At 65.1% G+C, this 4751-nt stretch carries 3 protein-coding genes and 1 pseudogene (1 of these 4 running past the window's edge); 3 read left to right on the top strand and 1 reads right to left on the bottom strand.

Features of this window, described 5'->3' with window-relative positions:
- On the top strand, positions 1-1737 hold the 3' portion of the coding sequence (locus K789_RS0118385) for an FAD-dependent oxidoreductase (RefSeq protein WP_024368035.1). 78 nt of this gene lie to the left of the window's left edge; the window shows 1737 of its 1815 coding nt (coding positions 79-1815); its start codon lies beyond the left edge, outside the window; it ends in the stop codon at positions 1735-1737.
- A gap of 115 nt (positions 1738-1852) precedes the next feature.
- Entirely contained in the window at positions 1853-2197 is a 345-nt protein-coding gene (locus K789_RS0118380) for a hypothetical protein (RefSeq protein WP_024368034.1), read from the top strand.
- 15 nt (positions 2198-2212) lie between these two features.
- Here the strand turns inward: K789_RS0118380 and K789_RS0118375 are convergent, their stop codons facing one another.
- On the bottom strand, positions 2213-4366 hold the full coding sequence (locus tag K789_RS0118375) for a transglycosylase domain-containing protein (protein ID WP_035740255.1): 2154 nt from the start codon (positions 4364-4366) through the stop codon (positions 2213-2215).
- Between the two features lie 151 nt (positions 4367-4517).
- Here K789_RS0118375 and K789_RS23495 point away from each other — a divergent pair.
- Positions 4518-4751, top strand: a pseudogene (locus K789_RS23495) (gamma-glutamyltransferase); the annotation flags it as partial.

The following is a 4751-nucleotide window of genomic DNA, read 5'->3' as shown; positions in this document are numbered from 1 at the left end:
GGCGGCCTTTCCGCCGCCGTGACCGCCGCCTACCACGGACTGAAAGTTGTGGTTGTTGAAAAGGCCGACGTGTGCGGCGGCGCCACGTCGTGGTCCGGCGGGTGGGCGTGGACCCCCGGAAACCCGCTGGCGAAAGCCGCGGGAGTGAACGAGGACCGCGAACTTTTCCGCACCTACCTGCGACACCGCCTCGGCAGGCATTACCAGGAAGACCGGGTGGACGCATTCCTTGAAGCGGCTCCGCACATGGTGGGCTTCTTCCAGAACAAAACCAGCCTCCAGTTCGTGCCCGGAGCCAAGATCAACGACATCTACGGCAGCACACCCGGCGCGGGAACCGGGAACCGTTCGGTGGGGCCCAAGCCGTTCAACGCCCGCCGGATCAAGCCAGGGCTTCGCGCGAAGATGCGCCACCAGCTCTATGAGACCTCCTTCCTGGGCATGGGCATCATGGCAGGACCGGACCTTACCAAGTTTCTCTCCGCCTCCCAGGGCAACGTGCAGGGACTGTTCCATGCAGGCTGGCGGGTGGGCCTGCACGTCCTGGACCTCCTCACGCACCGGCGCAACATGCAGCTCGTCAACGGAACTGCGCTCACCGGCCGGTTGCTGAAGTCCGCTGACGACCTGGGGGTGGACATCCGCGTCTCCACCCCCGCAAAACACCTGCTCACCGACGAGTCAGGCAACGTGACCGGCGCCGTCGTCCATTCCCCTGCGGGTGAGCTGCAGATCAGGGCGTCCCGCGGCGTCGTCCTCGCCGCCGGCGGGNGGTTCCCCAACGACGTCGACCGCCGCAACGAGCTGTTCCCGAAGACCCCGACCGGCCGCGAGCACTGGACGCTGGCCCCGAAGGAGACCACGGGTGACGGCATCACCATGGCGCAGGCCGTGGGCGCCCGCTTCGACACCGATCTGGAGTCCCCGGCAGCATGGTGCCCGGTCTCCCTGGTCCCGTACCGGACAGGACGCACCGGAACATTCCCGCACATCATGGACCGGGCCAAGCCCGGCAGCATCGGAGTCCGCCGGGACGGCAAGCGCTTCGTCAATGAGGCCAACGGATACTACGACTACGTCGAGGGACTGCTCAAAGCCACCCCTGAGGGCGAACCGGTCGAGGCCTGGCAGATCGCCGACGCCGCATTCGTCCGGAAGTTCCCGCTGGGCATGGCCAAGCCGCTTCCGGTTCCGCTCTTCCCCTACCTGCGCTCGGGGTACCTGAAGAAGGGCAACACCCTCGAGGAACTTGCCGAAGCGTGCGGCATCGATCCCAGTGCCCTGGCTGCCACCGTTGAAGAGTTCAACGACAACGCCCGTAAGGGTGTGGATCCCGACTTCAACCGCGGCGCCAGCGCATTCAACCGTTACGGCGGTGACCCGAAGAACACGCCCAACCCCTCACTGCGCGCCCTGGAGAAGGGACCGTTCTATGCCGTAAAAATAGTCCCTGGATCGTTTGGCACCTTCGCTGGCCTCGCCGCAGATTCCCGCGCACGGGTGCTGGACAACGCTGGCCGGCCCATCAAGGGCCTTTACGTGGCAGGCAATGACCAGGCCTCAATCATGGGCGGGCACTACCCGGCTGGCGGCATCAATCTCGGCCCCGCCCTGACATTCGGCTACATCGCCGGGAGGCACATCGCCAACGCCTCGCACTATGAGGACGACGGCACTCCGGCCCCGGAAACCGTCGGGACCGAAGGCGCAACGGACAGACAGAGCACTCCGGCGTGACCCTCTTTGCTGCTGAACATGGTTCGCGAGACCACCAGTGCGGGCAGGTCTTACTCCAACGCCATATGCTGTGACGGCAACCATTACGAGCACCACGGAAAAACCAGGGGGACCCATGTCGACCAGCCAGTACGGACCACAAAATGCCTATCGGAACCAGGATCTGCAGCCAGTGACGATGGGGCAGTTGCGCTGGTACATGGAGGGCATGCGGCACGCCCGGCTGGCCACGGTTTTTGGCATCCTGTCGATCTTCAGCCTGGGGGCCTTGTTTGGGCCGCTGGCCATCGCCCGGGCGAAGAAGGCTGAGGCTTTCGGGGTGCCTGCGCCGGAAGGGCGGGTGCTCGGCTGGGTGGGGATTAGTTTGTTCATCCTGTGGGTGGTGTTCTTCATCGCCTACCTGGCGCTGATCATCACCCTCATCGGGAGCCTCCCGGACTCGGGCCGAACGGCCGCGTAGACGGACGTGGCATGACTACTCATTGTGATCAGGCTTCTTGGTCATGGACTCCGGCGGCGGCGGGAATTCCGCGGCGGGATAGAGCCCGGCGACCTGCAGCATGTAGTTGGCCCACTGCGGGCCCGCGAGCATGTAGCCGTCGATGCTCTTGTAGAACTTGCCGTTGACGGTGACGTTCTGGCCTGGCCGTTTCTGGCCTTCCAGGGCGTCGCCGAAGAACGACGCCGTGGAAATGCCGGACGTGTAGCCAACCACCCAGGTGGCGCCGTTGGTATTGGACGTGCCCGTCTTGGCCGCGACCGGGAAACTGCTGTGGACTTTGGGTTTAATGTAGACGCCGGACCCCTTTTTCAGCACGTCCTGCAGAACGGAGTTCACCCCCCGGGCAACGTTGGGCTTGATGGCATCGCGGCAGGACGTGGTCTCGGCCGGAAGATTCTTCCCCGCCGCGTCGGTCACTTCCACAATGGCGACCGGCTCGCAGTACGTGCCGTCATTGGCGAACGTCGCAAACGCGTTGGCCAGAATGAGCGGTGCCACACCAATCGCCCCCAGCAGGTTGCCCAGTTGATGCATGTTGACCTGTGCGTTATCAAGGCCGCTGTGGAGTCCCACGGCATCCACCGTCTTCTGGATGCCGCAGAAATCAAGCTGGGCGGCCTCCGCGAAGGTGGCGGTGTTGATGGAGTTGTAGACCCCGTAGTCGACGCGCATCTTGCGGTAGTAGCCGGCGTCGTTGTTCTGTAGGTCGTCCGCCGCGCCGCGGTTCCTCTCCTTCGTGTTGAAGGCGCCGAGGACCTTGCCGCAGCTGGATTTCCACTTGAAATCGAGTGGATACGACCGCCGGGAGGCGTCCACCGTCTCGGCCAGGGATTTGCCCTCCTTGAGCCATTCCGCCAGCGTGAACGGTTTCATGGTGGACCCGGGCTGGAACCCGCCGGCGCCGTTCAGGTCATTGCCCTTGGCGTCCTTCGAATCGACATTGAAGTTCAGCTGGGTATCGAACTTCCCGGGTTCGGGGAGGAACACGGTGTTTTGCGCCATGGCCAGGATCTTCCCCGTCCCCGGTCCGATGGAGACCAGCGCCGCGCCCCACTTGTCCGGGTTGGCCCCGGCCGTGGCATCGACCTGTTCCTGCGCGGCCGCCTGCAGCCGGCTATCCAGCGTCGTGGTGATGGTCAGGCCGCCGCGGTAGAGCTTCCGCACCCGGGAAGCGAGGTCGACGCCGTACGCCGGGTTGTTCAGGATCAGGTGGGACACGTAGTCGCAGAAGTACGGTGCCATCTCCGCGCCGGCACAGCCCTGCTTCCCAGGCGTGACGGCGAGTTCCACCCCTGTAGCGACGGCGGCGTCGTAGTCAGCCTGGGAGATCCGGCCGAGGGTGAGCATGGCGTCGAGGACCTGGTTGCGCCGCTGGATGGCGTTGTCGGGATGGACTGCCGGGTTGTAGAAGCTGGGGCTTTTCACCAGGCCGGCGAGGAGGGCGGCCTGCGGCAGCGTCAGGCTCTTGGCAGTGGTGCTGAAGAAGTGGCGCGACGCCGCCTCAATGCCGTAGGCATCCCGGCTGAAAAACACGATGTTCAGGTAACCCTCAAGGATCTGGTCCTTGGTGTACTTCTTCTCCAGTTCGATGGCGAGCCGCATTTCGCGGACCTTGTCGGCAATGGTCTTCTGCCCATTGAGGACAATCCGATCGCCCTTGTCCGCCGACATCAGTGACTCGTTGAGGACGTTGGTGACGTACTGCTGGGTCAGGGTGGACGCGCCCTGCCGGCCGCCACTGGTCAGGTTCGACGCGAGGGCGCGCAGGATTCCCTGTCCGTCGATACCCCCGTGTTCGTAGAAGCGCCGGTCCTCGATGGCGACAATCGCGTCCTTGATGTACGGCGACATCTGGTCCAGCCCGACTTTCACCCGGTTCTCCGCGTAGAAGGTGGCGATCGTCTTGCCGTCCGCGGTGAGGACCGTGGTGGACTGCGACGGCGAATCGACCGTCAGTTCCGCGGGCAGGTTGTTGAACATCGTGACCGATTCCCTGAGGGCAACGCCGGCCCCGGCGACGGCGGGGACCAGGAGGCTGGCGGCAAGTACGCCGCAGAGTGCGCTCACCGTGAAGTATCCGAGCACTCTTCGGAGGGCCGCGCCCAGTGTCGATCCGGTTCGTCCCATGCGCTGACCGTAGGGGAGTTCCGTCAGCCGGCGCCTCACCCGAACCGGATGGTCCGGGCGTCAGCTGCGCCGGCAGGTGTTGAGTGTCGCACGTGGGCGTAGTAGCGTGACGGAACCTGTCAACATTCATCACACAAACTCGGGAGTGGTTATGGCATATGTGACACGTGGTCTGGTGGCCGTCACGGCGGTCCTGGCCCTGACCGTGACGGGCGGAGCCGTCGCCGCCCCCGCGTTCGCCGATCCGCGGGAAACGGTGCAGGACTCGACCGCCACCGGGTACGGCGGTGCCGTGAGCACCGTGGACCCGGAGGCATCCGCTGCGGCGATCGAAGTCCTCCGCAAGGGCGGCAATGCGGCGGATGCCGCCGTCGCGGCAGCCGCG

It is taken from the genome of Arthrobacter sp. TB 26, from assembly GCF_000427315.1.
Taxonomy (GTDB): domain Bacteria; phylum Actinomycetota; class Actinomycetes; order Actinomycetales; family Micrococcaceae; genus Arthrobacter.
Note: the sequence above shows the minus strand (reverse complement) of the source record. Positions and strands in the feature narration are given on the sequence as shown.